Origin of the sequence: Brevibacillus borstelensis (genome assembly GCF_036700025.1) — a bacterium.
Lineage (GTDB): Bacteria > Bacillota > Bacilli > Brevibacillales > Brevibacillaceae > Brevibacillus > Brevibacillus borstelensis.
Genome location: NZ_CP144922.1, coordinates 2,000,682 through 2,024,347, shown reverse-complemented (window position 1 = coordinate 2,024,347; position 23,666 = coordinate 2,000,682). Strand labels below are relative to the sequence as shown.

Annotated in this window: 26 protein-coding genes; 6 read left to right on the top strand and 20 right to left on the bottom strand. The window is 52.1% G+C overall.

Annotated features, from left to right (window positions below):
- The first annotated feature begins 17 nt into the window (after window positions 1–17).
- On the top strand, window positions 18–1,241 hold the full coding sequence (locus V5G20_RS09315; RefSeq protein WP_003386682.1) for an MFS transporter: 1,224 nt from the start codon (window positions 18–20) through the stop codon (window positions 1,239–1,241).
- 92 nt (window positions 1,242–1,333) lie between these two features.
- On the opposite strand, the gene V5G20_RS09310 is transcribed toward V5G20_RS09315, so the two are convergent.
- From V5G20_RS09310 to V5G20_RS09280, 7 genes are all read right to left on the bottom strand, one after another.
- Window positions 1,334–3,394, bottom strand: coding sequence for a YecA family protein (locus V5G20_RS09310; RefSeq protein WP_422387993.1), 2,061 nt, complete (start codon window positions 3,392–3,394; stop codon window positions 1,334–1,336).
- 79 nt (window positions 3,395–3,473) lie between these two features.
- Window positions 3,474–3,746, bottom strand: a complete 273-nt coding sequence (locus V5G20_RS09305) for a hypothetical protein (RefSeq protein ID WP_003386684.1) — start codon at window positions 3,744–3,746, stop codon at window positions 3,474–3,476.
- Window positions 3,743–4,834 (bottom strand): hypothetical protein, encoded by a 1,092-nt coding sequence (locus V5G20_RS09300; RefSeq protein WP_003386685.1) that lies wholly within the window; start codon window positions 4,832–4,834, stop codon window positions 3,743–3,745. Before V5G20_RS09300 ends, V5G20_RS09305 begins: the two co-directional genes overlap by 4 nt.
- 251 nt (window positions 4,835–5,085) lie before the next feature.
- Window positions 5,086–6,666: a hypothetical protein gene (locus V5G20_RS09295; protein ID WP_039070874.1), complete on the bottom strand. Its 1,581-nt coding sequence runs from the start codon at window positions 6,664–6,666 to the stop codon at window positions 5,086–5,088.
- Between the two features lie 148 nt (window positions 6,667–6,814).
- On the bottom strand, window positions 6,815–7,759 hold the full coding sequence (locus V5G20_RS09290) for a 3'-5' exoribonuclease YhaM family protein (RefSeq protein WP_003386687.1): 945 nt from the start codon (window positions 7,757–7,759) through the stop codon (window positions 6,815–6,817).
- A 17-nt stretch (window positions 7,760–7,776) separates the two neighbouring features.
- The gene (locus V5G20_RS09285; protein WP_003386688.1) at window positions 7,777–8,307 is read right to left on the bottom strand and encodes a YkvA family protein; all 531 of its coding nucleotides are present in this window, start codon (window positions 8,305–8,307) and stop codon (window positions 7,777–7,779) included.
- Window positions 8,304–8,930 carry a DedA family protein gene (locus V5G20_RS09280; RefSeq protein ID WP_003386689.1) on the bottom strand — a complete coding sequence of 209 codons (627 nt, stop codon included), beginning with the start codon at window positions 8,928–8,930 and terminating at the stop codon, window positions 8,304–8,306. Before V5G20_RS09280 ends, V5G20_RS09285 begins: the two co-directional genes overlap by 4 nt.
- 211 nt (window positions 8,931–9,141) lie before the next feature.
- Between V5G20_RS09280 and V5G20_RS09275 the strand changes: the two genes are divergently transcribed.
- Window positions 9,142–9,630: a DUF2062 domain-containing protein gene (locus tag V5G20_RS09275; protein WP_003386690.1), complete on the top strand. Its 489-nt coding sequence runs from the start codon at window positions 9,142–9,144 to the stop codon at window positions 9,628–9,630.
- A 109-nt stretch (window positions 9,631–9,739) separates the two neighbouring features.
- Here V5G20_RS09275 and V5G20_RS09270 read toward each other — a convergent pair whose 3' ends face one another.
- Complete coding sequence (locus V5G20_RS09270) at window positions 9,740–9,964, bottom strand: hypothetical protein (RefSeq protein WP_003386691.1); 225 nt, start codon at window positions 9,962–9,964, stop codon at window positions 9,740–9,742.
- Window positions 9,965–10,037: 73 nt separating this feature from the next.
- On the bottom strand, window positions 10,038–10,790 hold the full coding sequence (gene nadE / locus V5G20_RS09265) for an NAD(+) synthase (RefSeq protein WP_122958795.1): 753 nt from the start codon (window positions 10,788–10,790) through the stop codon (window positions 10,038–10,040).
- A 122-nt stretch (window positions 10,791–10,912) separates the two neighbouring features.
- Between nadE and map the strand changes: the two genes are divergently transcribed.
- A complete protein-coding gene (gene map / locus V5G20_RS09260; protein WP_003386693.1) occupies window positions 10,913–11,659 on the top strand; it encodes a type I methionyl aminopeptidase in 747 nt (248 codons plus the stop codon).
- A 51-nt stretch (window positions 11,660–11,710) separates the two neighbouring features.
- On the opposite strand, the gene V5G20_RS09255 is transcribed toward map, so the two are convergent.
- Window positions 11,711–11,881 carry a hypothetical protein gene (locus V5G20_RS09255; protein ID WP_003386694.1) on the bottom strand — a complete coding sequence of 57 codons (171 nt, stop codon included), beginning with the start codon at window positions 11,879–11,881 and terminating at the stop codon, window positions 11,711–11,713.
- A 71-nt stretch (window positions 11,882–11,952) separates the two neighbouring features.
- A complete protein-coding gene (locus V5G20_RS09250; protein ID WP_003386695.1) occupies window positions 11,953–12,294 on the bottom strand; it encodes a PspC domain-containing protein in 342 nt (113 codons plus the stop codon).
- 181 nt (window positions 12,295–12,475) lie between these two features.
- Between V5G20_RS09250 and V5G20_RS09245 the strand changes: the two genes are divergently transcribed.
- Window positions 12,476–12,730: a hypothetical protein gene (locus V5G20_RS09245; RefSeq protein WP_122958779.1), complete on the top strand. Its 255-nt coding sequence runs from the start codon at window positions 12,476–12,478 to the stop codon at window positions 12,728–12,730.
- Between the two features lie 12 nt (window positions 12,731–12,742).
- Here V5G20_RS09245 and V5G20_RS09240 read toward each other — a convergent pair whose 3' ends face one another.
- Together V5G20_RS09240 and ltrA are read right to left on the bottom strand one after the other, a co-directional pair.
- A complete protein-coding gene (locus V5G20_RS09240) occupies window positions 12,743–13,174 on the bottom strand; it encodes a DUF2935 domain-containing protein (protein WP_003386697.1) in 432 nt (143 codons plus the stop codon).
- Between the two features lie 217 nt (window positions 13,175–13,391).
- The gene (gene ltrA / locus V5G20_RS09235; RefSeq protein WP_024985477.1) at window positions 13,392–14,690 is read right to left on the bottom strand and encodes a group II intron reverse transcriptase/maturase; all 1,299 of its coding nucleotides are present in this window, start codon (window positions 14,688–14,690) and stop codon (window positions 13,392–13,394) included.
- Window positions 14,691–15,341: 651 nt separating this feature from the next.
- On the opposite strand from ltrA, the gene V5G20_RS09230 reads away from it, so the two are divergent.
- Complete coding sequence (locus V5G20_RS09230) at window positions 15,342–16,787, top strand: IS1182 family transposase (RefSeq protein WP_024985259.1); 1,446 nt, start codon at window positions 15,342–15,344, stop codon at window positions 16,785–16,787.
- A 21-nt stretch (window positions 16,788–16,808) separates the two neighbouring features.
- On the opposite strand, the gene V5G20_RS09225 is transcribed toward V5G20_RS09230, so the two are convergent.
- The 4 genes from V5G20_RS09225 to V5G20_RS09210 all read right to left on the bottom strand — a co-directional run bounded on the left by V5G20_RS09225 (window position 16,809) and on the right by V5G20_RS09210 (window position 20,801).
- Window positions 16,809–17,429 (bottom strand): flavin reductase family protein, encoded by a 621-nt coding sequence (locus V5G20_RS09225; protein WP_003386698.1) that lies wholly within the window; start codon window positions 17,427–17,429, stop codon window positions 16,809–16,811.
- Window positions 17,430–17,445: 16 nt separating this feature from the next.
- Complete coding sequence (locus V5G20_RS09220) at window positions 17,446–18,612, bottom strand: homogentisate 1,2-dioxygenase (RefSeq protein WP_039070873.1); 1,167 nt, start codon at window positions 18,610–18,612, stop codon at window positions 17,446–17,448.
- Between the two features lie 11 nt (window positions 18,613–18,623).
- Window positions 18,624–19,559 (bottom strand): fumarylacetoacetate hydrolase family protein, encoded by a 936-nt coding sequence (locus V5G20_RS09215; protein WP_003386700.1) that lies wholly within the window; start codon window positions 19,557–19,559, stop codon window positions 18,624–18,626.
- A 333-nt stretch (window positions 19,560–19,892) separates the two neighbouring features.
- A complete protein-coding gene (locus tag V5G20_RS09210; RefSeq protein WP_003386701.1) occupies window positions 19,893–20,801 on the bottom strand; it encodes an RluA family pseudouridine synthase in 909 nt (302 codons plus the stop codon).
- A 197-nt stretch (window positions 20,802–20,998) separates the two neighbouring features.
- On the opposite strand from V5G20_RS09210, the gene V5G20_RS09205 reads away from it, so the two are divergent.
- Complete coding sequence (locus tag V5G20_RS09205) at window positions 20,999–21,295, top strand: hypothetical protein (RefSeq protein WP_003386702.1); 297 nt, start codon at window positions 20,999–21,001, stop codon at window positions 21,293–21,295.
- 23 nt (window positions 21,296–21,318) lie between these two features.
- On the opposite strand, the gene V5G20_RS09200 is transcribed toward V5G20_RS09205, so the two are convergent.
- The 3 genes from V5G20_RS09200 to V5G20_RS09190 all read right to left on the bottom strand — a co-directional run bounded on the left by V5G20_RS09200 (window position 21,319) and on the right by V5G20_RS09190 (window position 23,638).
- Window positions 21,319–22,320 (bottom strand): S66 family peptidase, encoded by a 1,002-nt coding sequence (locus V5G20_RS09200; protein WP_031933475.1) that lies wholly within the window; start codon window positions 22,318–22,320, stop codon window positions 21,319–21,321.
- 171 nt (window positions 22,321–22,491) lie between these two features.
- Entirely contained in the window at window positions 22,492–23,013 is a 522-nt protein-coding gene (gene tpx / locus V5G20_RS09195) for a thiol peroxidase (protein WP_003386705.1), read from the bottom strand.
- Window positions 23,014–23,104: 91 nt separating this feature from the next.
- Window positions 23,105–23,638, bottom strand: coding sequence for a hypothetical protein (locus V5G20_RS09190; protein ID WP_031933476.1), 534 nt, complete (start codon window positions 23,636–23,638; stop codon window positions 23,105–23,107).
- Window positions 23,639–23,666: the final 28 nt, after the last annotated feature.

Sequence of the window (23,666 nt, the reverse complement as noted above, 5' to 3'; positions counted from 1 at the left end):
CGGAGATGAAGGAAGATATGAGTGCCCAGACCGGCAGTTTGAATGCCAGCCCAGCGGCCAGCGCCGCTCCGACGGTTTATCGCATGTTGTTTGCCATTAGTCTCGTTCATCTGCTGAACGACAGTATCCAAGCCGTCATTCCCGCCTTGCTGCCGATTTTGGAGAGCAATTTGGCACTGACGTACACGCAGGTAGGCATTATTTTACTTGTAGTGAATCTTACTTCATCCGTGCTTCAGCCAGTCGTAGGCTATGTCTCCGACCGCAAGTCCCGCCCTTATATGCCTCCGATTGCGCTGTTGATTTCCGGGTTGGGCATGCTTGCCCTGGCCCTGGCCGACCAGTATTACGTGGTACTGTTGGCTGTCGCGTGCGTCGGTATCGGCTCTGCTGTCTTTCACCCGGAAGCGTCCCGGGTCGCGCATCATGCCTCCGGTCCCAGACGCGGGCTCGGCCAATCGATTTTTCAGGTGGGAGGAAACGCCGGCCAGGCTCTGGCCCCGCTGATGACCATCCTCATTTTTCAGCCGCTTGGCCAGCCAGGTGCGATGTGGTTCCTTGTTCCTGCGGCTGCAGCCAGCGCTGTCCTGGTTTACGTCGCGATCTGGTACCAGGGACAGCAGCGAGCGAGGAAAGCCGTGCAGGAGGCCGTAGCGTACAGCTTTAAACAAAAACGGATGATCGCTCTTGGCCTGCTCGTGCTCATCGTCAGTGTCCGTTCCTGGATGAACGCGGGCTATCAAAGCTTTTACCAGTTCTTTTTAATGGATGTCAAAGGGATGGAGTACGCCAGCGCACAGCTTTGCGTATTCGGATTTTTGCTCGCCGGAGCGATTGGAACCTTCATGGGAGGGCCGATCGCTGACCGCTTTGGAAAAAGAAACTTGCTCGTGCTCTCCACGCTCGGCTCGCTTCCATTGACCTTGCTCACGCCGTATGTATCCGGAATCTGGACGTATCCTGTCCTGTTCTTGAGCGGGCTTGTCATGCTCTCCAGCTTTTCCGTTACCGTCGTGTACGCACAGGAATTGCTGCCCGGCCGCATCGGCACCGTCTCCGGCCTGATTATCGGCCTTGCCTTTGGAATGGGCGGCATGGGAGCTCTCGTACTCGGCTACCTGGCTGACCTTCAGAGCATTTCCTTTGTCATCACGGTGTGCTCGCTCATGCCTTTGATCGGCGCACTTGGTCTTCTTTTGCCAAGCGACAAGGAAATTACGAGCTGGAACAAGACGGTATAAACGCAAGATTCCAGCGCAAACAATTTACGCAGACTTGCGTAAGCAAAAAACAACAACCCCGGGCTCGGATAGCCTCGGGGTTGTTGTTTTATTTATAGCAGAACTCGCTGCTTGAGTCCCATAAGCTGGCCGATAACAGGCGGATAAAGCTCGGGTGTTCCGATCAAGCTCCATGTATCGTCACCGGTTTGGCCGACCAGTCCGGAAATCAGCCAGTCGGAAGCGAGCTGCAGGACATCCTCTGCCGGAAGCGTGAGCAGTACCCGATCGCCCTTGCTGTTTTTGACGTACCAGCCTTCCGCTGTTTTCTCTTCCAGAACCATTGTCTCTTCCTTCACCGTGCGGAAGCTCTCTTCGCTGCCAAACAGCCGCTGATGTGCATCCTTTTCCAGCAAAGTCCGGTAGCGGTATGCTTCAGGAAGCGTATCCTTCAATTCTGCCAAAAGCGGCTGCATGACCGGCGTCAGCGTTGTCTGATGCTGTTTGTCCAGCCATTTGAAGAAAGCGGTCAAAACCGACAGCAGATTGGTTGCCAGCGTCTTCGTCGAAGCATCCACACGCGTAAAGATGTCGTGAACCAGGAAGTATGCCAGGTCCTCGCGTCTGAATTGCTCCCAGGAAAATCCGGGACCAAAGGCGCTCCGTACAAACGAGCGGAAGTTGGTCATGACCTCGTCGTACTTTTTCACCGTTGCCTCAGACTTGCCTTCGGTCATCTCCTGAACAAATTGGTGGATATCAGCCAAACGCTCCGGTTGAACCGTATAGACGCTCTCAGGCAATCCCTCGATCAACGGTCTGGAGAGCAAGCCGGCGATATGCAAATCATCGTTTGCGATGGCCAGGCGCGATTTGAGCGACTCCACCCGGATAAACCGGGCAACGCCCTGACCCAGCTTGTTGTCTTTTTCCAACTGCTCCACCAGCTTGTGGAGCTTGTCCTGCATCGTCTCATTGTCAGATGCAGCGACCAGGACCGGTGCGAGACCGTCCAGTGCGTCGTTCGCGGACAACAGCCATTTTTCCGTAAAGTACGTCTGGACAGCCCATTGCAGCACTTTGGAGGGCAGCGTAGGCTGACTTGTGATGAACAGCGTTCCTTTGGTCAGCTTTGCTCCCGTCGAGGACAGAGCTGTGATCGCTTCCTCCCCGGAGCTTTGCGGGAGCTGCAAGAGTGCTGCCAGCTCATCCAGTTGGGGAGCATACCCTTCCAACAAGACTGTTCCGTCCTGGATCAGAACTTCCGCCTGAACCTCATACAATTCCAGCAGCGTGTCCTTTAACGCTGTAAAAAGATGTTCTTCCTTCCGCGGGGCGTAGACCCAAATCTCGCGAGAGCCCTCCCGCTTTTTCAGCTCCAGCATTCGATGCGATTCAATCATCCGCTGCAGGCGGGACATATCCGGAACTTGATAAACGCGCCGAACCATGCCCTGCACGCTCCGGGGAGTTTCTTCCGCGCCAAACTGTACGATAAAGCGATAGAAGGCAGTGGTGTAGGTGCGTTCGGCGCTGTCGTCTGCCGCTTTGGAAATCTCGGGATGGGCTTTGAGCCACTCCAGCAGCGCCGGCTTCAGGTGAGGCTGCAGGACGATGCTGCCGGTGAACAGCACATCGCGCAATCCGAGCGAAAGCAGGCGGCCGGCAATCAATTGCCCCGGCTCAACCTGCAGTGTATTTGTTCTGATGACGTATCGGACGTCGCCGCGCAACGGATGCTGAACGGTCAGCGCGTCACGGTCTACCTGCACGATCTCGTAAACATCGAGATTCAGACGGGAGAACGCACGGCGCAGATCAGGTTCCATCCGGCGCCCGTGCTGCTTGAGATAGTTTTCAATCGGCGTGTCGCCGTTCGTCTTGACGTCCAGTACAAGCCAGTTGAAGAAGTGCGCCGTCCACTCCGGGCTCATGACGCTCTCCCCGGACAGACCGACTTCAGCGGCAAAACGGGCACGCAGCTCCTGAACGGCATCACTGCTCACCTGTCCGCTGACAAAGTGATTCAGCCGCTCTACCCAGCCGGCGTACTCCTTCTGGAGCTTTTGTTCATGGCGGCTGCGGAGCTCCGTAATCGGTGTTACGACACCGCAGCATTTTTTGTATTTTTTCCCGCTACCGCAGGGACACAGTTCGTTTCTTCCTACAGACATAAGGGGTTTGGATCTCCTTTCTATCCCGTCGCGGCATGCGCAGGGATCTAGCGCAATCCCCCTATAACTACCGCATATTTCAGGTCTTCGTATGTTCTCGTTTTGGTTCGTGCGAGATGCCGGCGTCTTGGACTGATTCCCACTCCTTGATAAATTGCTCCAGCTTGCGAATCAGTCTGACTATGCGTTGCTGTTCCTCCATGCATTCGGATATGGCCGCCAACTGATTGGCGGCGAACAGCTCCACAACTTTCCGTTCCATCTCCTGTAGGCGAATCCGATAACTCGCGATAATGTCGCGCAGCAAGGCAAACCTAACCTCCAACCGGATCTTGGCCTCCAGATCACTCATTGCTGATCGTTGGCTTTCAGCACTTGCTCAATGCCAAGTGCGAGTTGCTCATTTTTATGTTTCTCTTTCATCAGAACTTCTATAGCTTGCATATTGCTTTTTTGGAAATGGGCAACAACCTCCTGAGCCATTTCCTGATTGCGGACCTGCAGACGGTCCAGGGCCAGGCGAAGCATTTCCTTGGCCTCCTGATAAGCAGATTGAGTTTGAACAGCGTTCATTGGCAATTCCTCCTCAAATTGTAGTTGTTCATGTTGTTCATGTTGTCGTGTAGGCGGCGCTTCTTGCTGCTCATCGGGTGCTTTGGCAGGTGATGCAGCAATTTCTTCCCGCACTTCGGATTGTTCTGAAGGTGCTTGGTTTACAGACTGTTGCTCGATTTGCGCGGTTGTGGGAGCTGCTTCGGCGCTTGCTTTCTCCAGTTCCCATTCCACTTGCTCGCCGTCTGGTTCGGCATCGGCATCATCTTCCTCAGAATCGGTGATGTCTTCGCGGACAATGATGTGAAGCGTCTCCTCATCTGTGCGAAACCGATCGTCCAGAGCGGACAAAAAAACGGAGCCCTGCGGCACTTCTGCTTCCAGCTCCAGAAAATGCGTAAGCGACCTAACAGATATTTGCGCAATGCCATTTTTGCGGCAAAATTGGTACACCTGATCGTTGGCCAATGTCCAATCGGCCAAAAACCAGCGAACATCCCCCTGATATTGGACGAAGCGAAGATCGCGCTCCAGTTGCAGCATCCGCATGATCTGATTCCATCCAAACTGCGTTTGTCGACGCAGCTCAGCTACGATCTGTTCCAGCGTTTTCGGCGATTGGGTATCGCGCAAAAAACGATACGCCAGATCAAACAGTTGATGGGGCTGGTACGTTACCTCCACGATCGCTTCTGTCCGCCCGATGCGCACAGGCGACTGTTCCATCTGCAGTACTTTGGCCAGCAGCGCTTCTGCATCCATGTCCAGAAGGGAAATCAGTCCGGTCTCGTTCAAACGCGCACAGATTTCTTCGCGAGGAAGCGAGCGTTCGCCTGACCGAAACACCTTTTTAACGATACTCGACAGGGTATAGGTTGGCCGTTTCATATACTTTCTCCTTCTAGTTCGCTTGGCAAAACAACCGCCAAACAAATGGGAATCACAAAGGTATTCGACACGAATAAAAAAAATCCTACTACGGATTGCCCCGATTGTCCAATCTGACTGATTAGAAAATATCTTGCTGGCCTTTTACGGGCAGATTTGTGCCTACAAAAAGAAAGGGAGGGGGATTATCCTCCCCCTCACTGTAAACAGCGCGAAATCGTACCGCTCTCCCGCCAATTTTTCGCTGCTTTCTACTCTTCTTCTGACTTTTTCTTTTTCCCTTTCTCTTTCTCCAGGTCTGTCTGCTTCTCTTTGGGCACGCGTTTTACCGGCTCTCCGGTTTGGGCGTTGAGCGCCAGAGTTTCCATATTAACCGGCAGGTAGACTAATTGCGGAAGCGAAGGGGTCTGCCCTCCGTATTCCGGATAAATATAGTACAGGGATACCTCCAGGTCGCGCAAAATTGCGTCTGTTGCCGCTTTTCCTTTGACGCTCGCCAGTTTTTCTTCTGTTTCCGGACGTTTGGTCATCTTGTGTTCTACTGAGCGAATCCCGCCTCTATCCGCATCGACCACAATCGTATACAGCGGCTGCAAGCCTATTGCGCCATTGGCAAACACCTCGTGGAAAGCGTATGTGTACTCCCGGTAGTCCTTCGACTTTTCAGCCCATTTTGGCCGTTCTGCAGAAAGACTCATTTCTTTTACGAGAAAAGATTTTTTTCCGGAAATCAATGCGTTTTGAACAAAGTTGACAGCCATTTTGCTTGCTTCCCGATCCGATAACGGCTCCTCGCGTTCTTTCCGTGCTTCGTCGTCGACACTGATCGTCCAGCCTTTCTTTTCTTTATCAAAAACTGCGTGAATGCCGGCCCTTGTTACAGGGGCATCCCATCTGCCATTTTTCTCGGCGGCTGTCTTTGTTTCCTCTCCAATATCAACGGGCACGGAGGGGAGCTGAAGCTCGGCTTTCAAAACACGCTCCAGCTTGAAGCTATCCTGCCAAGCAGACAGGTCAGCCTGACCGTTTATCTCGACCTGCTCCTCCTTTACTGTGCGCATGGGAGACACCGGCTCTCCTGTCAAAGCGTTGACCGCCTCTACCGTGCGCGGCAGGTACAGCCAGCTCCCGTTTTCTTCATCGTAAACCAACTCCAGCTTCAGATTTTCTGCGATAGCGTCCTTCGCTTTTTGGACCGGAACCGCTTTTCGCGGATCATCGACCGAGGACTGATTCGGAAGCTTTACGTTTTCCCGTTTGACAAACACAATATCCCTGTCTCCGTTCACGACCACTTCCGCTGCTTTCTTCTGTAACGGAACGCCGTTGATCGTAGGATAGACTGACCAGATGGCTTTGTTTTCGTGCTGACCGTCCTCGATGCCCAACACCGCAAACGAGCTTGCCGTAAAATCGGGAGAGAGACGGTAGTTTACAAAATCGTTTACCAGCTTTTTATCTCCGTACAAATCGGGCAATTTTCCGCTTGCGGCATCCGGCTCCTTCACCTTTAAGGAGATCAATTCTCCATCCTCTTTGACCTTGATGGTAGCAGTTGCCTTCTCGTCGCTCCGTTCCGTCTTGCCCGCATTGGACAAGGTGACGGTGTATGTATCATCTTGATGGGAGATCGTCCCTACCCTCATATTTTTGAGCAGCGGAATATCATCACGCACGCCGGTGATTGTCAGTTGGGCTTGAAATGGCAGATCTTCCAGCTTGTTGAGCAGTGTCGTCATCAACGGCCGCTCTTGTTTTTCCGCAGCCCATGCAGGCGTAGCGAGCAGCGAGCACGCAATCAGCGCCACCAATGTTTTACTTCCGTTTTTCAATGAAAGCTCCTCCTTATTGATCACGTCTATTTGGTATTACGTTCCAGATAAGGAAATAGTCACACTACTTTCGATCTATGAAAATAGGAGCCTTTCCGCAAAAAACCGCCTGCCATAAGCAGACGGTACTTTTTTAGGCTGTCATGCATCAATACCCTCGCCAGATTTTCCTCTTTACGACCGCGGAATAGGCCCACTCCTCGTCTTCCATGTCACTCAACGTTTGACCCAGCGCGTTCATCTTGCTGTCGATCATATCGAGGTGGTGGAACAGGATGGCCGTTGGCGTTTTTCCCGAGACGGCGCTTCCCCAGCCGTTTTCCACGTCGCCGTGGTGACTGAGAATGCAATGCTTCAGGTGAAGCACCTCCGCGTTCCCCAGCGGAATATCGTGTTTGCGGCAGATGCCGCTGACGATTTCCACTCCCATCACCAAATGGCCGATCAATTGTCCGGGCGTTGTATATTCGGGAGCGATCGGATCGGACAGCTCGTACAGCTTGCCGATATCGTGGAGAATGCAGGTCGCCACCAGCACATCCCGATCCGCCTGCGGATAGAGCGGGAGCAGCCTCTCCGCTGCGGAGAGCAGCGAGACGATATGCTCCAGAAGCCCGTGATAGTACTGATGGTGCATTCTCACGCCAGCCGGGAAAGCACGCAGTCTTTCTGCCGTTTCCGGGTCGCTCAAGGCTTCCGTGACGATGGTCTTCAGCGTATCGCTTTTCAGACTGTCGACCGCTTTCATCAGCTTGTCCCAAAGCTCGTCTGCAGGGAAGGGTGAGACGGGCACCAGAGATTCCATCTGCACCTCATCCGATGCTGTCGCCAGCCGGACCCGCTGGATGACCAGCTGCTTTTTCCCCCGGTAGCTTTGCACAGCGGCATCAATTTTGATGACGGACTTAACCTGAATCTCTTCTTTGAGCTCGGGTGTGACATCCCACAGCTTGGCACTGATCGTGCCCGAACGGTCTCCCAGCTCCAGATTGAGGTACTCGCTCTGGTTGCTGGCGACCCCCGCTTCCTTGCTTTTCACCAGACAAAACGCGACAACCCGTTCTCCCTCTTGATAATCAAGCAAATATTTCATAGATAGGACCTCTCGTTTTATTTTTTTCGAAACAGTGTCTGTTCGATCTTTTTCACCAGCTTTTTGCCCAGCAGATCATCTGCAGAACGGACGACCTTGGTGATGACGCGGAGCAAGTCTTCTTCTCCGTTCCAGTGCTCCTTCACGATGCTCTCGTCGACATCCACGAGTATTTTTCTCAGCGCATAAACGGCGAACACGACATCGTCCAGCAGTCCGAAAGCGCCTGTAATCGCCTCCGGGATAAAATCGATCGGTGAAATGAAGTAAGCGACGGCAGCTCCGGCCAAAGCCTTGGCCTGCAGACCGACGCGCTTGTCGACCAGCAGCCGCGCCAGCAAAACAAACAGGTCCGGAGCAAGCAAAATGTATTTCGCCACCGCTTCGTTGCCGCTCTGCTCCCGAATGAACGCCTCGATTTTGGCTCTCAGCTTGTCGTAAAAGCGCTGGTGCTGTTCAGGCAGCTCGATGGGAACCAATTCTCTCGACTTTTGAACTGCCGGCAGGTTCTCACCCGTACCGCGGTTGTCTTGTTGCTCTTCGCTCAAGTGTGATTCCCCCTTTTCGGTTTTGACTGTGCCCTGCGCATGCGCCAAAAAGACCATGCGGCGATCAGGGCAAATACGGCTACGAAGAAGATCGCCAGGTTTCTGGCAATGAGATTGAACAGCTCGTCCCAGCGTTCGCCCAGCTGCCACCCGAGTGTGACGAATAAAACACTCCAAAACAGCCCACCTGAATAGGTGTACAGCATGAAGGTCGGAAACGGCAGACGGGTAATCCCGGCGAAATACGCGGTAAACTGTCTGACACCAGGGATAAAATAACCGAGCGGCAACGCCCATTTTCCTACCTTGTTAAACCATCCTTCCGTTTTTTTATACAGGGAGTAGCCCAGTCCCAACTTTTTCCCGTACCGCTCGATAAAGGAAAAGCCCAAGGTTCTGCCGATCCAGTACGCTGACGTCATCGCGGAGATCGACCCCAAGAAACAAGCGATAAAGGTGGGAACGAGCTTTAACTGCCCTGTGGACACCAAAAACCCCGAGAAGACGAGCAGTGTTTCCTCCGGAAGGGGCATTCCGAGAATTCCTAGAAAAAACAAGCCGAACAAGGCTCCATAACCATAGTGTGTGATATATCCGCCAAACGATGTTACGATTTCCTCCATGCAAGACACCACATTTCAACACCGGATAAACTACTCCCTCATTATGCCAAAAACAAAGCTCAGGCACAAACATTCGCCCAGCCATATTCCCTGATTTTGGAAATTACTGTAGAAAAATGACGAAAAACTGCACGTCAGCCGTGGCTTTCTTGGTCCCTTTTCGCTATAATGAGTTGAATGAGTTGAACTGGTAAACGAGGGACAAGCCGGCATGTGGAAAAAAATCTTCCGAAAAATGAAGTACGAGTACTACAAGCTCATCCGGATGAAGGGAGCCCCATCCTTTGTGGCTCGCGGATTCTCCGTTGGTATTTTCGTCGAGTTCATTACGTTGCCGACCTTTGGTCTGGCATTTCTCCTGCTCTTTCCGCTGGTCAAACTGTTCCGTTGCAGCCTGCCTGCCGGACTGATCGGCTTCGTCATCGGCAAGCTGGTCTTGCCTATCTTCATGGTTTTGAACTATCAATTGGGTTACTCGATCGTGGGCAGGCCTCTTCAGGAGCATCTGGAACACAACAATGAATCGGTCGCGGGCTGGCTGGTCTGGATGAAGGAAAAAGGATTGGCTTATTTTACCGGAAGTGCCGTCATGGGGCTGATCGTCGCCATCGGAAGCTACTTCCTGGTGTACTCCGCTTTGCAATGGTACCGTCGCAAGCGTGCGCGGCGTGTTCCTGCGCGGGGGCCATCCACTCCGTAAAACAAAGCCCGCAAGCTGCAGAACCGAACATGCGTCTGGACGTTTTTCACATGAAAAAAGACCGGTACTGACTCTATCGTCAGACCGGTCTTTTTTCATGCGGCATGGATTATCCAAAAAAGCCCTTTTCCCGCAATTGGCTCATGATTTCAGCAACGGTCAGGTTGCCTTCTTGAAGCAAGCGAAGAGTTTCCTCTACCTGTTCAGGGGACAGTCCGTTAGCACCCAGGCTTTCTCGGACAAGGACGATGTTCGGACGGCGGAAGTGCGTTTGCAAGGTCCGAAGAACGCGTCCTTCCAGTGACGTTTTCAGCATCAGTTCAGTTGTCGACATCTGTTCCACCTCTTTACTAGAAAGATTTGCGCGTACCTTTCATTATCGTACAAACCGGACAAAGAATCAATGTTTAGATCTCCGGCATCAGACGGCGTTTGTGCTCCGAAATTCGGTGCAAGTAATCGATGCGCTTCTTGGCCTCCGGATTTGTTTCTCCTGTGATCAGCAGCCGATCCAATTCCTCGTAGGTAAAGCCCATTTCCTGTTCGTCCGTCTGTCCTTCCCACAGGTCTGCAGAAGGCGGCTTGACGATGATGGATTCGGGAACCCCCAGTTCACGGGCGAGAATCCGCATCTCGTGCTTGGTCAGGCTGGCAACCGGGTTAAAGTCAGCCAATCCGTCGCCGCCTTTGGTCATGTATCCGACATGAACCTCGCTGCGATTGCAGGTGTCTGCTACCAGGTACCCCTTTTGATTGGCGATCGCATAAAGCGTCGTCATGCGCAAACGCGCTTTGGTATTGCCCCGGGTTTTATCGTCCAGCTTCAGCACACCTTCAATCGCAGGCAGGATGGCATCATACGCCGGACCGATATCCACCGTAAACAGATCGAGCTGGATTGCCTCTGCCAATTTGCGGGAATCCTCTTCGTGGACAGGAAGTGAATAGGCAGGCATCCATACGCCGATGACCCGGTCCCGCCCAAGTGCACGGACGCAAAGCGCTGCTGTCACCGCGCTGTCGATGCCCCCGGAAATTCCGACGACTGCACCGCCCAGGCCAGGTCCGTCCACCTGCTCACGGATGAAGGCCAGTCTTTTCTCGATATCTTCTTTCACATGAGCCTGGTAATTCGCCAAATGTGCTTCAAACTTGTCCAAGTCAAGTCCCCCCGTCTCCAACATTTCCTCCTCATCCTACCATGCGGAATTGACTGTGGCAATCGACGGCAAACAGGTCTACACTATAGAGAGAAAGACTTACTTTATGAAGGAGCGAACCGATGATCATTCTCAAAAACCAAGAAGAAATCGACCAGATGAGAGCAGCAGGCGAGATTCTGGCTGCCTGCCATCGGGAGTTGGCCAAATTGATCCGCCCGGGCATCACGACTTGGGAAATCGATCAATTCGTCGAGGGATTTCTGAAAAAACATAACGTAACTCCCGAACAAAAGGGATATTCCGGCTATCCATATGCGACATGCGCTTCCGTCAACGATGTTATCTGCCACGGCTTCCCTAAAAAAGAGCCCCTCAAGGATGGAGATATTGTCACGATCGACATGGTCGTCAACCGCAATGGCTGGCTCGCCGACTCCGCCTGGTCCTACGCTGTCGGCAATATTTCGGAAGAAGCGAGACGGCTTCTGGAGGTCACGGAAAAATCCCTGTACCTGGGGATTGAGCAGGCAGTCGTGGGCAATCGGATCGGCGACATTTCCCATGCGATTCAGACCTACGCCCAGGAGCAAGGGTACTCGGTCGTTCGCGACTTTACCGGCCACGGCATTGGGCAAAAAATGCACGAAGAGCCGTATGTTCCCCACTACGGTCCGGCAGGCCGCGGGCCGCGCTTGAAAGAAGGCATGGTAATTACGATCGAGCCGATGCTGAACGTGGGGACGTATCATGTGAAAATCGACGAGGACGGTTGGACGGCGCGTACACGCGACGGCAAGCTGTCGGCACAGTATGAGCATACGATTGCAATCACAGCTGACGGTCCGTTGATTTTAACAAAGCAATAACAGGCATAAAAAAAGTGGCCCCCTTTTGATCAGGCGGAGCCACTTTTTGCGTTATGCGCGGACGCTGTTTGCAGTAGTGCTGGTCAACTCTTCCAGCTTCTTTACGTCTTTCTCCAGCTCGCGAATATCTTCTTCAATCAGCTTCTTCAAGTGCTGTTTCTCCCGCAGTACCTTGCGGGTCTGCTCCAGACGCTGATTCATGTCGAACACGCCGAGATACACTGCCTTTCCCTCCCTATGTAAGTGCTGCACTCTACCTTACATCGTATGCAGAAAGGCAAAAAAGTTGTCGTCTAAATCCCTCTCCACTTGGCCAATTCCGCGCGCAGGCGATGCACCTCTTGGACCAGTGCGCGTTTTTCCAGCCGTTCGATCTCACTGTCCAGATCGTAGCCGCGTCCGAACATCGGGTCAAAAGGATCGCAGCCATCATGGCTGTAAGACCAAACCGGCTCCTTTGGCATCAGCAAGGCCAGGAGAAAATAAATCAGAAGCGGCACACCTGTAAACAAGGTCAGGATCACCACACCGATCCTCACCAATGTAGCATCTACCCCGAGAAAACGGGCCGCTCCCCCGCAGACACCAAACAGTCGCTTGTCGTAACGAGATCGATATAGACGTCTTTCCATCATGACATTCCTTCCTCTCTTTGTATCCGTTTCCGTTTGTATCTCCAAGATACCCGAAAGGAACGCCGATCAAAACTGGCCCTGGGGGGATTTGTCCTCCGTCCCGGGACGGAGGACGCGGTCGGACCCCGTTTGGCGTATGAAATGGCAAAGCTACGACCACTCTACAACTGAGGTGAATTCGATGCCATTTCTGATCATGTTTCTGGCTGCAATGTTGGCAGGATGCACGCCTGCAAATGAGTCGCCCGGACAGATGCGGACAAACGCTGTTTTGGATAGCGACCGAAGCATGTATTACCAGCAAAACGTCCTTCTCCCCCCTGGCATGGAACCAAACGCCACACCGTACGGAACACCGGCAAATTCCGGAACAGCCGGAGAATACGACCGCAGCCTTCGAAAAGACGCCGTATCCCATTACCCGGGGTTCGAATAAAACGACTCGTCGTCAGATCACCTGATTGGCAAGCAGGGCCTGCGTAATGCCGATAAAGTATTCCGATTCCCGGCGAATGTGGTTGAGCACAGTTATGGCTACGGGATTGTTGCGATACGGTGCACTTGTTTCCCCTATTTGGTTAAGGAGCTGGATAAACTGCTCACTCTGCTGCATCGCGAATGTGACCAGCTCCCTGATTTGGTGCAGCGTTTCAGCGCTCACCTGATTGCCCGACCTCACGACAACTTCGATGTATCGTACGAACATGCCTTGCGTTTGAGCAAAAGCCTGCTCCCACGCCATCAGTGCCTCTACGAACGGCGTTTCCAGATTGGGCGCAAGCTCCCGAAGCACAACGGTATGCTCGTTCTCTTGCTGCTTCCAAAAGTCTCCCTCGTCCAGAATCCTGAGCGGCATCTTGTCATCGTAATAAAATTGCACAAAGACTCCTCCTCTGTATATCTGTGCCCGTTTGGGTCCACCACAGTTTATGTGCCGAAAGCCCAAGGTTGTGCTTGATTTGTAGAGTAGAGAACTGAAACTTTCGGGCGACCGTATGGTCGCCTTGCTCATTTCAGCTCCCCCTCATCAAACCGTACGTGAGGTTTTCCCTCATACGGCTTTCCGATGTTCTTCTTTCTTTGGCATTCGGCTTACTTTATCCGGCTAATTTCAATAAACTACCCTGCGTGTTTTGTATGACCTTCAGCTTTCCGGCATGTTTATTCCGCTTGCTTCTTTTCTTGTTGCAGAAGATTGTAAGGCGTTCAATCACATACCAGTCTATCCGTCTTGCCCATCGTTTGGCGATGGGCGAGATGAAGTAGTAGTTCTTGAACCCCCTTAGCTTGCGATTTAGCCCTTTCACTAGCTCTTCTAGAGACAGAAACAGTTTGTTCCTTGGTGCAGTGTATTCCTTAATTTTACGTCTCATTTCCTTCATTGCTTTCTTAGCTGGTACATGAGACATAGCAAATACCTTGCTCCCCCCTTTGTTGAACACGGGGAATTTGCGATGGTGCAGCCCAAGAAAGTCAAACCCAGTGGAATTGTCCCAAATATTAACGAGTCTAGATTTCTCTTTACTGAGACTAAGCTCCAGCTTGTTTAGAATAGCCATCAGCACTTGAATGCTTTCCAATGCTTCTTGTTTGGTTCTGCACATGATAACGAAGTCATCCGCATAGCGGATAAGTGTGCCAAGATGGGAGAATTGATTTTCCCAAATGGTGTCCATGTAGTTTAGATAGATGTTTGAAAGAAGAGGCGAGATTACCCCTCCTTGCGGAGTTCCCAGTTCTGTTTCATGGAATTGATCATTTTCCATGACCCCAGCCTGCAGCCATTGTCGGATAAGTTTCAGAACACGTCTGTCGCTGATTCTCATTTCGACCAGTTTCATCAACTTCTCATGGTTGATGTTGTCGAAATACCCTTTAATGTCAACATCTACGACCCAATAACACCTCTTGCTTGCTTTGCGTATCTGTGCAATTGCCTGGTGAGCATTTCTTCCTGGCCGAAAGCCATAAGAACAGTCCCGAAAATCAGCTTCAAAGATCGGTTCAATGACTAGCTTAGTAGCCATTTGGACCACCCGATCCTTGATCGTCGGGATGCCGAGTGGACGTTTCTTGCCATCCGGTTTAGGGATGTAAGTTCGACGAACCGGATGTGGACGATACCGCTTTTCTTTTAAATCTAGATAGATCTCGTTAAGAAAACGGCTCTCCCCATACTCCTCCACAATCTGTGCGATGGATTGTCCGTCGATTCCTCCGCTCCCTTTATTTGCTTTTACTCTCCTCCAAGCTGTCGCTAGAATATCCGGGCGGTAGATTTTGTCATACAAGGCATGAAATCGCCGTTTTGAGTTTGCCTTGGCACAAAGATATAGGGTTGTCCAAAGTTGTCGAGCTTTTACATCGGTGTAGTTAGCAAGTTTACTTGCATTCACTCACTCTTACCTCCTTCGACCCGTGAACAAAGCAGGGCTCCTTCCCTCCATAAGGTTGTGTTGTCCTTATGTTCATCGGTACTATGAACCCCTCCGACTCCCTCTCTGCCATCCACCACTTCCCTTACGGTTATAGGTTTCCGTTTTACGCTCCTGACGGGGCGTGCAGAGTAGGGTCTCCCCAGTTCCGTTAACTACTTTCTCAACATACCGCTCCCCATACCCCGAGGGATTCATAGGTGCTGTATTCCAAGTTCTCCACACCGTCCTTGGCCTTCGCCCATATGAAACAAGCTCGGCTTCCCTTTGTCCACCTCTCGGTGGTCTTTCTTAACGAGGCTGCAGGATTCACTTTATGTTACGGCCTGCTGATTTGCTCGCACTCTTTCGAGTTACTTTGTCACAGGGCTTCAACCTTAGGATTTCTCCACCAGTTGCCTGTCAGCTACGAGGTGACTTGGCTCCTGCCTCGGTTGGACTTTCACCAACTAGCAATTAACGGCTTGCTGGGCACGCTCCAAATAATAAAGACCGTCCGCAGACGGTCTTTCAGCCTGTAGACAAAGTTCCGTAAGGAACAGGGTCTGCAGGCTTTTTTGTTGAATATAGAACATGTTACGTTTTCAAAAGTTATTTTTTAGAGGTGGCATTATGCTTAATAAGCAAGAGGCCGAAGGGCGTTATCAGATATCTGCATTCTCGCTAGATGAGTTGGTGCCAGAAGATCATCTCGTAAGAAAAATTGAAAATGCAATCGACTTTTCGTTCATCTATGACTTGGTGGAAAGCCTTTACTGTCATGACAATGGCAGACCCAGTGTTGACCCTGTAGTCTTAGTTAAAATTGCTTTCATCCAATATATTTTTGGAATTCGTTCCATGCGACAAACGATTAAAGAGATCGAAACCAATGTTGCCTATCGGTGGTTTATTGGCTATGATTTCAGTCAGCCCATTCCCCATTTCACGACCCTAGGCAAGAACTATGTTCGCCGTTTTCGGGATACTCAACTCTTCGAGTCGATCTTCCTTCGAATATTGGAGGAGGCGGTTCATCATGGATTCGTGAAGCCTGATGTGCTTTTCATTGATGCTACGCATGTAAAAGCCAGTGCGAATAAGCATAAATACGTGAAAGAAATCGTTGAAGAACAAGCGAAGAAATATCAAGAGCTGCTGGACGAAGAAATCAATCAGGATCGTATTGCACATGGAAAGAAGCCCCTTGAAAAAAAGACAGAAACTTCGAAGAAGGAGGTGAAAGTCAGCACAACTGACCCGGATTGCGGATTGTTTGTAAAAGGGGAAAAGGAACGTGTATTTGCTTATAGTTTTCATACAGCATGTGATCGAAATGGATTTGTGCTTGGTGCCAAGGTAACGCCAGGCAATGTGCATGACAGTCAGGTTTTTGAGGATGTTTTGAATCAAGTGCGAAAGACGTTTGCACAGCCTCAAGCTGTGGCAGTGGACTCGGGATACAAGACGCCTTACATCAGTAAAACACTCCTTGATGACCAGATTCGCCCCGTTATGCCCTACACAAGACCACGCACCAAAGAAGGTTTTTTTAAAAAGCACGAATATGTGTATGATGAATATTTCGACTGCTACATCTGCCCGAACGAGCAAATCTTAACATATGAGACAACAAACAAGGATGGGTACCGTATCTATCGATCAAATTCTCAAGTTTGCCGAAGTTGTCCGTTCTTGAAACAATGCACGGAAAGTAAAGACTACACAAAGAGAGTGAGTCGCCACATCTGGGCTGATTACCTCGAAGAGGTAGACCACCTCCGGCATACCGAGGAAAACAAACAAATCTATAGCAAACGGAAAGAAACGATTGAACGTGTATTCGCTGATATGAAGGAAAAGCATGGCATGCGTTGGACGACCTTACGAGGACTGGAGAAGGTCACGATGCAGGCGATGCTTGTTTTCGCTGCCATGAACTTGAAAAAAATGGCGACCTGGCTATGGAAATCAGGTCGCCAAAAGGTGAACGATCAAAACACCTTCGGTATTTTCATCAAATTATTAAACAAACTCCCTCTGCTGTTCGTTCAGCGAGGGAGTTTGTCTGCAACCTGAAAGACCGTCCGCAGACGGTCTTTACTTGCTATTCGATTGGTACACCGGCCGCGGACGTTCAAAAAGCTCACCCAGCCTGGCATATGATTGTCCTGCCAGACGGCTGACAGGAGCAAAGGCTTCGATGTCGATTTTCCCGTTCTGGTACAAACGGTCTTCCACATGGACGTGAACGACTTCGCCGATAATCAGGTCGGACGTGACAGGATCGCCCAGTGTGACGATTTGATGGAGCCTGCACTCAAAGTGGATGCGAGAGTCGGCCAGCCGGGGCGGACGTACGACCGCACTTGGCTCGGTGGCCAGCCCGAGCGCATCCACTTCCCCTATCTCTGGAGGAAAGTCGGCAGAGGTTTCATTGGCAACGTCAACATTGCAGACGTCCACCATATTGACGACGAACTCTTTTGTTTCCGCGATGTTGCGAGCAGTATCCTTTCTGACACTGCCTGGCTTGCGCATGACCGCAATGGAAACCATCATCGGTTCAATGCTCGCCACATTGAAATAGCTGAACGGAGCCGCATTCAGGACACCGGCTCGGCCGATCGAGGTCACCCAGGCGATCGGCCTCGGTACGATGCAGCCGATCAGCAGCTTGTATTTGTCCTGTCGTTCGATTGCGCTGATGTCGATTTCCACGAAAAAACACCCCTTTTCACTCCGGCGACACAGGTGGAAGCCAGCTGTTCATATAGTCCGGGTCTTCGATCTCCAATGCCTGCTTCGTCACATACAGCGGTTTGAAGGTATCCAGCATGACCGCCAGCTCCTTCGTCTCCTTTTTGCCGATGCTCGCTTCCACTTTCCCCGGGTGGGGCCCGTGCGGAATGCCCATTGGATGGAGCGTGATGGACCCTTCATAGATGCCTTTGCGGCTCATAAAATTGCCGTCGACGTAATACAGCACCTCGTCACTTTCTACATTGCTGTGAAAGTAAGGGGCGGGAATCGCCTGCGGATGATAGTCGTACAGTCTCGGCACAAAGGAACAGACGACGAAATTTTGCCCGGCGAAGGTCTGATGAACAGGCGGCGGCTGATGAATCCTTCCGGTGATCGGCTCAAAATCGTGAATGCTGAGCGCGTACGGATAGAGATATCCATCCCAGCCCACCACATCAAAAGGGTGAAAATCAAACATGTAGCTGTATAAGGTGGACTGACGCTTGACCCGAACTTCGAAGGAGCCCTCCTCTACATGTGTATCCAGCCTCTCCGGCACGCGGATATCCCTTTCGCAAAACGGCGAATGTTCCAACAATTGCCCGTGCTCGTTGCGGTAGCGCTTGGGCGGAACGATCTCGTTCTGGGATTCGATGACGAGGAATCGGCTCGGCGTCTTCATTTCAATCCGGTAGGTGGTACCGATCGGAATCACCAAATAATCTCCCGGGCAGTACGGAATCGTTCCGAAAATCGTCTGCAGCTCGCCTTCTCCCTGATGGACGAACAGAAGTTCATCCCCGTCCGCATTCCGGTAAAAGTAGTTCATCTCGTCTGTAGGAACGCAAACGCCGAGCACGACGTCGCTATTGCCCAACAAATACGTTCTGCCCGAAACAGGGTCGCCTCCTGCCGGCGCATCGAACGTCTTGAAATGCTGATGCTTGAGATCGGCTTGCTCGACATATTCCGGCTTTACGTCGGCAACCCTTTTCGTCGAGCGGACCTGGGTCGGCGGATGATGGTGATACAAAATCGATTGAATGCCGGAAAAGCCTTTTGTTCCCATGACCTGTTCCCGGTACAGCTCCCCGTTTGGCTTGTGAAACATCGTATGCCGCTTCTTCGGAATCTCCCCCAAGCGGTGGTAAAATGCCATTTCGAACCCTCCTATTCGGAAATGATGTTTTGTAATACGCCGAGCCTGTCGACCTCCAGCTCCACCACGTCACCGGCTTCCAGCCATCGGTGGCGCTCCGTCCCCAGCTCGAGGATGCACCCCGTCCCGACTGTACCCGAACCGATGACATCGCCGGGGTAAAGCGGACAATCAGCGGAAGCGCGGGCGATCATCTGGGCAAACGTGTAGTGAATGTCCTGAAAATAGCCGCGGGACAGCTCGATGCCGTTCACTCTTGCGACCATCGTCAGCGCAAAGCGATTGCCTTCCTCGCCGGCTATGCAAACATCGGCGAGCTCGTCTGGCGTAACGAGCCACGGACCCATGGAAGTGGCAAAGTCCTTGCCTTTTGCCGGACCCAGCCCTACCTTTACCTCCTCCCGCTGAAGGTCGCGTGCGCTCCAATCGTTCAGGATGCAGTAACCGGCGATGTAGCGATCCGCCTGCTCGACAGGGATGTCAACGCCCTCCTTGCCGATTACGCAGGCAAGCTCCAATTCATAGTCGAGCCATTTGGTCGTCGCTGGCTTTTTCACATAAGCATTCGGGCCGACAAAGGCGGCTGCATTGGAAAAATAGAAGACGGGGAAATGATACCATTGCGGAATCATCTCCAGCCCGCGGCGTGCGCGAGCCGTCTTGACATGCGCTTCAAACGAGTAAAAATCCCGAAAGCTTCGGGGACGAGGCAGCGGCGATCCAAGCAAGACAGCTTCTAAAGGAAAAGACTGCCCTTCGGCAGGAGTCCCAGCCTGTTGTGACAGAAGCTGCAAGGGCTCTATCCACCTCTCCCACTCATCCAGCAGCTCCAGCATCCCCGGCGGCGCCCCCGCCAGGCTGGAGGCGATGTCTACGATGCGGTCCTCCCGCAAGATTCCGGCTCTCCACGCCTGCTGTTCTTGCATTCGATACGATACCAGCTTCACATGCTCTCCCTCCTCTCCTACGGGCCCCAGCCCCGGCTTCAGACAAGCAAATGAAAGCAAAAAAGCCCAGCATACGAACAAGCTGAAGCAAGGAGCCCGAAAACGGTATCATCCATTTTCGCGGGCACCCGATCAAGCTTATTGACGTACGCTGGGCTCAGTCTGCTAACGAAGAAGACCTTGCGGGAATTCCCCCGCAGACGACCAGCAATTTCCATTGCTCACTGTTTTTCATTGGTATATTTATCATACCGGAAACGCTTTTCGGTTGCCAGAGGCAAAAGCGTTTTTTCTATAAGCGGTTTTATCTATACGTTTTTCACTCCAGCTATTTCATGCCAGTCCCTCGCCGGCAAAAAACGTCCTGTACAGCAAGGCCATATCCTCCGGCAGCGGCTCCGTCCACTCCATTTCCTGTCCCGTCCGAGGATGGGCAAAATGGAGCCTCGCTGCATGCAGCGCTTGCCGCCCGATGTGGGCTCTGCTCCCCCCGTACATGTCATCGCCTGCTAACGGATAACCCAGATGGCTCATATGGACCCTGATCTGATGCGTTCGTCCCGTTTCCAGCTTCAGCTCCACCAGGCTCATGCCAGCTCCCCGCTGCCTGACCCTGAAACGGGTTACGGCCTGCTGGCCATCCGCTCGAACCTCCCTCGCAATGATGGAGTCGTCGCGAAGACCGATCGGCTCGTCAATGACACCTTCTGTCTCATCGCACACACCCTCGACGATGGCTATATAGTATCGGTGCAGCTGGCGTTCCTTTTGGAGACGGCTGAACTGCTCGTGCGCCCACTGGTTTTTGGCTACGATCATCAGTCCTGACGTGTCTTTGTCCAAACGATTGACCGGACGGAATTTCCGCTGCTCTCCCCGCTCCTGCCAGTAGTGCGCCACGCCGTTTGCCAGTGTATGGCTGCTGTGATTCCCCGTCGGGTGGACGACGAGTCCCGCCGGTTTGGCGATGACCAAAATGTCCTCGTCCTCGTAGCGAATATTCAAGTCCATCGGTTCGGGTGCGAGCATTTCTTCTTCGGCCGGGACGAGTACGCGAACGACATCTCCCTCTTTCAACCGCTCTGTCACATAGACGGAAACACCGTTTCGCGTAATATCCCCCTGGTACTTCGCCCTGACCAGCAAGCGCCGGGAGACGCCGAAGTCTTTTTGCAGCACGTCGCGGATGGTCATGCCTTCATGCCGTTTGGCGGCTGTTATTTGCAAAAGCTCTTCCAACATGCAGTCACACCTTCTGTCGCTTCAACTCCTGCCAGTATATCAAAAACAGCTGTGCGCGTCCTGTCGAAGGCCACTGATGTGGGAAAGCCCTTTTAAACCCCCACGGTTTTCCAATTGTATCGCAATATGAAAACAATGCACAGAAGACCGGGTCTTCTATCCCTATACAGAGGAGAAACCTTCAGGAGTCGATGAAAATGGACAAAAGCTTTTCCACATGGATAAAGAACTTTCCATTTGGCGGAAACGTCCGACAAGACGCTCTTTCGCTGCTTCGTTACCACCAGCTTGATCATATTGCCGAGCATACCGAGCGAGTCGCCAAAGAAGCGATTCGATTGGCTGAGCAATTCCATGTCGATCCTCGCTTGGCCGACGCCGCCTTCGTTTACCTTGACTATTTATGGGCGCAGCGCACCAAGCTTCGAGTGATCCATCCGTGGCTGAAGGAAGCGTATTTGCAGCTTCGCGGGGGACGCGATCTGTACTGCTGACAAGGCTCCGGTCTGTCGGCAACCTACTTTATCCAAAGTGACACCTGACCGCTGCTCGCTGTCACTTTGGCCTTGCCGCCGATCGGAAACGTGATCATCGGACTGGTATGCCCAAAGTCAGCATTGGCGACCACCGGCATGGCTGCCAGCTCCGGTTTGCTGCGGATGATCCGGACGAGCTTTTCCCGGGTCATTTGCGAAGCTTTTTGAAACCGGCCGATGACGATTCCTTTCACGCCGGAAAAGGACGGCTGATGAATCAATGATTGCAAATCCCGGTCAAACGTCGAAGGAGACACATCCCGGTCGTCCTCGATAAACAGAATCGCTCCTTGCAAGTCAGGCATGTACTCTGTACCCTGCAGCAGATTGAGCGTACACAGATTGCCGCCGATGAGTGTCCCTTCCGCCTCTCCTTCCTGAATCAAAAGGTAGCCCTCATTCGGGATAAAGCTGCGATTTTCCTGATCCAAATACCATTCGTCGTCACTCCATTCAGAGGCAGGCGTGATTTGGAGCGGTCCCGCTTCGGCTTCTCTAGCCGCCCCCGCTTCCCCCTCCAGCAAGCAGCTTTGAAAGAGGCGGATCGTGTACTCGGCTCCCTTTTTCATTCCGAATGTGGAGAAATGAGGGCCCGAGAAGCCAATCAATCCTGTTTTGGCATAGATCGCATTGGACAGTGCCGTGATGTCCGAGTACCCGCACAGTATTTTGGGGTTGCTTCGGATCAACTCATAATCGATGCCGCGAAGCAGCTGATTGCTGTTGAATCCGCCCAGCACTGTCAAAATACCTTTTACGTTCTTATCAGCAAACGCTTCATGGAGGTCTTGCAGCCTCTCTTCGACTGAACTGGAAACAAACTCGTCGCAAACCTCCACATGTTTTCCATACGTTACCGTTAGGCCCATCGATTCCAATCTTTTTTGCGCCCGCTCTCTCACGTCCTGCGACAGGATCGCCATGCTTCTGCTCGGGGCAATCACTCGGACTTCGTCGCCTCTCTTTAATTTATCTGGCCTCATTTCCCTCACTCCTCGCGGCTATTCGTTCTTTGCCTGCCCTGAATGTAGACGCGTTATGATTTGTTCATTTATTATACAGGGGCAAACAACATTTTCCATAAAAAAACCTCCTTCACGTGGAAGGAGGCTGGTATTTTTGACAGTAGACGCAAAAATGTTGGCGGGAATCGATTACTTCGCCGCTTTGGCTGCTTCGATCGCAGCTTCGTAGTTCGGATGATCGCCGACAACCGGAACGTATTCTGCGTAAACGACTTTGTCGTTTGCATCCACGACAAAGACTGCACGAGACAGAAGACGCAGTTCTTTGATCGCTACGCCGTATGCCAGACCAAAGGAGAGGTCGCGGTGGTCAGACAGCGTTTGCACCTTGTCGATGCCGGCAGCACCGCACCAGCGGCTTTGCGCGAACGGCAGGTCGACAGAGATCGTCAGGATGGTTACGCCGTCCAGCTTTGCAGCTTCTTCGTTAAAACGGCGGGTTTGCGCGTCGCACACGCCAGTATCCAGAGACGGAACGACAGAGATCACGCGTACAGTGCCTTTGGAATCATCCAGAGTCACAGGGGTCAGGTTGTTAGCCAATACGGTAAAATTAGGAGCGGTGTCCCCTACCTTTATTTCAGGTCCGAGCAAGGTAACCGGGTTGCCTTTGAAGGTAAATGCGCCATGGCGTTCTACTGCAGATGTCATCAAATCTTCCTCCTCACAAAATGATAGTAGGTTATGTACCTTCTCAATCATACCTCATTTTTCTACGATTTTCACTATGGAAACAGGGAAATTACAGATTCAGTCGCAATCCGCCGATCTGATTTTGTTCAAGTTTGGTAATGCTTTTGATTTCGTGCTCGTACTCCCAGCCGCTCCGCCTGTTCAGCTCATGGCAGCGCATGAGGGCGTGATACAGCGCAAATATAAAGCTTACTTTTTTCAGCTCGTAGCGCGTGCACATCGATTGCGGGAGAACCGTGTTGATGATTTCAATTTGAAACGAACTTGTTTCACGGGGCCTGCGGGTCGGCACGACGAATCCCATCTGCTTCAGTACAAAGCCGTAATCAAATTCCCCGTTATCGTCGAAATCGACAGTCTCCTCCGACGTTGCCAGCCATTCCAGCAGCGTTTCCAGATCGAGCTGTTCAAAACACGCCGGCTTCGGCAGAGCCAGCACCGATCCGTCCTCGTTGATAAAGTAAATCGAATCGCGATAATGAAAGATCAGCTCGTCCTCTGGCATCTCTTCACAAAACATCCAGTTTGCAGGCGGTATCAGCATGCGCCAAATTTCGGCCGGGGTCTTTTGCAAAAAGTCCATGGCAGGGTCCCCTCCTTTCCCTACCATT

Coding starts and splice junctions, on each gene's coding strand:
- V5G20_RS09280 (WP_003386689.1), bottom strand. CDS start 8,930: ATGGAGGAAATCGTAACATCGTTTGGCGGATATATCACACACTATGGT.
- V5G20_RS09300 (WP_003386685.1), bottom strand. CDS start 4,834: ATGAAACGGCCAACCTATACCCTGTCGAGTATCGTTAAAAAGGTGTTT.
- V5G20_RS09200 (WP_031933475.1), bottom strand. CDS start 22,320: ATGAGGCCAGATAAATTAAAGAGAGGCGACGAAGTCCGAGTGATTGCC.
- V5G20_RS09305 (WP_003386684.1), bottom strand. CDS start 3,746: ATGAGTGATCTGGAGGCCAAGATCCGGTTGGAGGTTAGGTTTGCCTTG.
- V5G20_RS09270 (WP_003386691.1), bottom strand. CDS start 9,964: ATGTCGACAACTGAACTGATGCTGAAAACGTCACTGGAAGGACGCGTT.
- V5G20_RS09290 (WP_003386687.1), bottom strand. CDS start 7,759: ATGAAATATTTGCTTGATTATCAAGAGGGAGAACGGGTTGTCGCGTTT.
- map (WP_003386693.1), top strand. CDS start 10,913: ATGATCATTCTCAAAAACCAAGAAGAAATCGACCAGATGAGAGCAGCA.
- V5G20_RS09310 (WP_422387993.1), bottom strand. CDS start 3,394: ATGTCTGTAGGAAGAAACGAACTGTGTCCCTGCGGTAGCGGGAAAAAA.
- V5G20_RS09205 (WP_003386702.1), top strand. CDS start 20,999: ATGGACAAAAGCTTTTCCACATGGATAAAGAACTTTCCATTTGGCGGA.
- V5G20_RS09230 (WP_024985259.1), top strand. CDS start 15,342: ATGCTTAATAAGCAAGAGGCCGAAGGGCGTTATCAGATATCTGCATTC.
- V5G20_RS09275 (WP_003386690.1), top strand. CDS start 9,142: ATGTGGAAAAAAATCTTCCGAAAAATGAAGTACGAGTACTACAAGCTC.
- V5G20_RS09315 (WP_003386682.1), top strand. CDS start 18: ATGAGTGCCCAGACCGGCAGTTTGAATGCCAGCCCAGCGGCCAGCGCC.
- V5G20_RS09245 (WP_122958779.1), top strand. CDS start 12,476: ATGCCATTTCTGATCATGTTTCTGGCTGCAATGTTGGCAGGATGCACG.
- V5G20_RS09250 (WP_003386695.1), bottom strand. CDS start 12,294: ATGATGGAAAGACGTCTATATCGATCTCGTTACGACAAGCGACTGTTT.
- V5G20_RS09210 (WP_003386701.1), bottom strand. CDS start 20,801: ATGTTGGAAGAGCTTTTGCAAATAACAGCCGCCAAACGGCATGAAGGC.
- V5G20_RS09190 (WP_031933476.1), bottom strand. CDS start 23,638: ATGGACTTTTTGCAAAAGACCCCGGCCGAAATTTGGCGCATGCTGATA.
- V5G20_RS09220 (WP_039070873.1), bottom strand. CDS start 18,612: ATGGCATTTTACCACCGCTTGGGGGAGATTCCGAAGAAGCGGCATACG.
- tpx (WP_003386705.1), bottom strand. CDS start 23,013: ATGACATCTGCAGTAGAACGCCATGGCGCATTTACCTTCAAAGGCAAC.